This is a genomic window from Mucilaginibacter sp. UYCu711, assembly GCF_050433825.1.
Classification (GTDB): Bacteria; Bacteroidota; Bacteroidia; order Sphingobacteriales; family Sphingobacteriaceae; genus Mucilaginibacter.
The window spans coordinates 1-2,627 of sequence record NZ_JBNPWM010000024.1 but is presented as its reverse complement, the minus strand read 5'-3'; the positions used below and the strand labels follow the sequence as shown (position 1 = coordinate 2,627).

Annotated in this window: 2 protein-coding genes; both read right to left on the bottom strand. The window is 46.4% G+C overall.

The window, feature by feature from the left end:
- Positions 1 to 117 precede the first annotated feature (117 nt).
- Positions 118 to 870: an IS21-like element helper ATPase IstB gene (istB, locus tag ABIB50_RS26565; protein WP_377129249.1), complete on the bottom strand. Its 753-nt coding sequence runs from the start codon at positions 868 to 870 to the stop codon at positions 118 to 120.
- Between the two features lie 20 nt (positions 871 to 890).
- Positions 891 to 2,420: an IS21 family transposase gene (gene istA / locus ABIB50_RS26560; protein WP_243837349.1), complete on the bottom strand. Its 1,530-nt coding sequence runs from the start codon at positions 2,418 to 2,420 to the stop codon at positions 891 to 893.
- Positions 2,421 to 2,627 lie beyond the last annotated feature (207 nt).

The window sequence follows — 2,627 nt, the reverse complement described above, 5'->3', positions numbered from 1 at the left end:
TTGATATTCCGGGGATGTTGACCACCTGATTCCGTGGCAAAGTGACCAGGCGATTAGCTGGCGAACGATAGCAGCGAGAGCTGTAAAAGCGTTTTCAAAGTTAGTTATTAAAAGTGGTTATTGATAACTGACCTCTTTATCATCAGTTCTTCGTTTCTTTCTCATGGATTCTCCTTTCAGCTCGATACGGTGTGCACTGTGTACGATCCGGTCCAGGATAGCATCAGCAATTGTCTTTTCACCTATTACATCATACCATTTACTTACAGGTAGCTGAGATGTAATGATCAGCGAGGTCTTTCCATGCCTGTCTTCAATGATCTCCATCAGGGCAGCCCTGCTTTGCGCATCAAAAGGCTGGATACCGAAGTCATCCAATATCAATAGTTCTTGCCGTTCTATTTTTGCTACTTCTTTGAGATAGGAACCATCAGCCTTGGCCATTTTAAGCTTGGAGAATAACTTAGGTGTACTGGCATATAAGACCCTGTAACCGAGTGTGCAGGCCTGATATCCGATAGCAGAAGCGATATAGCTTTTACCGATGCCTGTGCTGCCGGTAATCAGCAGGTTCTCATTACGCTCAATGAACGTACAGTCCGCCAGGCGCATGATCTGGTTGCGATCAATGCTCCGGTCGGCATGATAGTGAACGTCCTCTACAGAAGCTTTGTAGCGGAACTTAGCATAATAGATCTGCCGCTCGATACGCCTGTTATGCCGGTCATCCCACTCTGCATCCACCAGGTGCGCCAGTAGCTCATCTGCTGTATAATCCTCTGTTTTACCTGTTTCCAGGGTGCTTTGAAAAGCATGGTACATGCCGAAGAACTTGAGCTTCCGCATTTTGTCTAACGTGTTTGTGTTCATTTCATTGGTTATTTAAAAGGTTATTTGTAATAGTCTTCTCCTCTGATATTATCATGATTGGGCATAGGCAGTTCATCAGCGAACAGGCTTTCTTCGTACTGATCCATCTTCTTTTCGAGGATCAGATGAATGGTCTTGTAGTTATATACACCGTAGTGGAGGCCTCTTCTACAGGCCATGATCAGGCGTTCATTACCTACTTTTCGGGAGAAGCCAAGGATACCCAGGCAGGACTTATAAGCCTGCTCGGGATGTTGTTTACGGTCGAATATATTATGGATATAAAGCCTGACATCTTCATGGATCGATGAGGCCCAGCCCAGGAACTTATCCTTTGACCAGTCAGCCACGAACTGGTGAGTGGAAGCCAGATGGTCTTTCTCAGTTGTATAAAGGTATAGTCCCCTTGTGCGTTTATGGATAGCGATACGCTCATAATGGTAAAAGGCTTCTACCGAAGAACTGGAATATAGCAGCTTGATCTTCTTGCCAATAAACCGGTAAGGGACGCTGTAATAATGTTTATCCGGCCCAAGACAAACATATCCGTTCTTCATCACGGTAGCATGGAACTGCTTTTTAAGCTCATAGCGCAGGACAGGTAAAGGGTTAAGTGCTTCCCGCTCGATCTCATCGAATTGCTGCCTGCGGCTGTAGTTCCTACCTTGCAGGAATCTATTATTGTGCTCTTCGAGCACCACCCTTATGGCTTCGTTCAGATCCTTTAACGAGTGGTAAACTACTTTCCTCAAAGGGGCATAGATCCGGGTATACATGATCTTAACTGCACCTTCTACCAATGCTTTATCGCGAGGGCGGAACGCCCGGGCTGGCAGTATGGTGGTGCCGTAATGATCTGCAAAGTCAGCGAATGTTTCGTTTAACGTTGGTTCGAAACGGCTGCTCTTGGTTACTGCAGCTTTCAGGTTATCAGGTACTATCGCATCAGGAACGCCACCGATATAATGCAGGGTATTCTCACAGGCCGTAATAAAGTCCTCCTTTTGCTGACTACTCACAGCTTCTACATAAGTAAGCTGGCTAGCTCCGAGTATCGCTACAAATACCTCAACGGTAATGATCTCGCCGGTCTCCTTATCGGTAATGCTAAGCTTTTGCCCTGCAAAGTCCACATACAGCTTATCACCTGCTTTGTGATCCATATGCATGGTCGGGTTGACCCGAGCCTTCCACTGAGTATAATAGAAGCAAAACTGGCTGTACTGATAGCCATCAGGGAACTCTTTATAATACTCTCCCCATAATATATGGCGGTTTACACCGGTACGCTTAAGTTCTTTATCTACGTGTGGAAAGCACCGCAGCATAGATTGCATACGGCCTGTAGGAGGCATCTCCCTGCTTTTTCCAAAGAAGTCCTCCAGTTCCTTATCGTTCAGCGCGTCAACCTCCTCGAACGTAAAGCCACTATCCTTAAACGAGGCCAGGTACTTCTTAACGGTATTCCGGGACGTATCAGCCTGGGCAGCTATCGACATGATACTGCGTCCATTAGTGTACATCCTTATTATCTTTCTAATCTTACTCATGCTAATCGTAGTGTTGGCCATGCTTTTGGAGGTTATGTTAAACCTCGTAAAGATGGGTGCTTCTACAGCATTAGCTGCTCGTTCGGGGTGGTCAATTTGGCCCGGAATGCCTGGTCAGTTTGCCCCGGAATGGGGTGGTCAATTTGACGCGGAATCACTGGTCACATTCCGCCGGAATCAGGTGGTCAATATCAGCGGTATATCCAA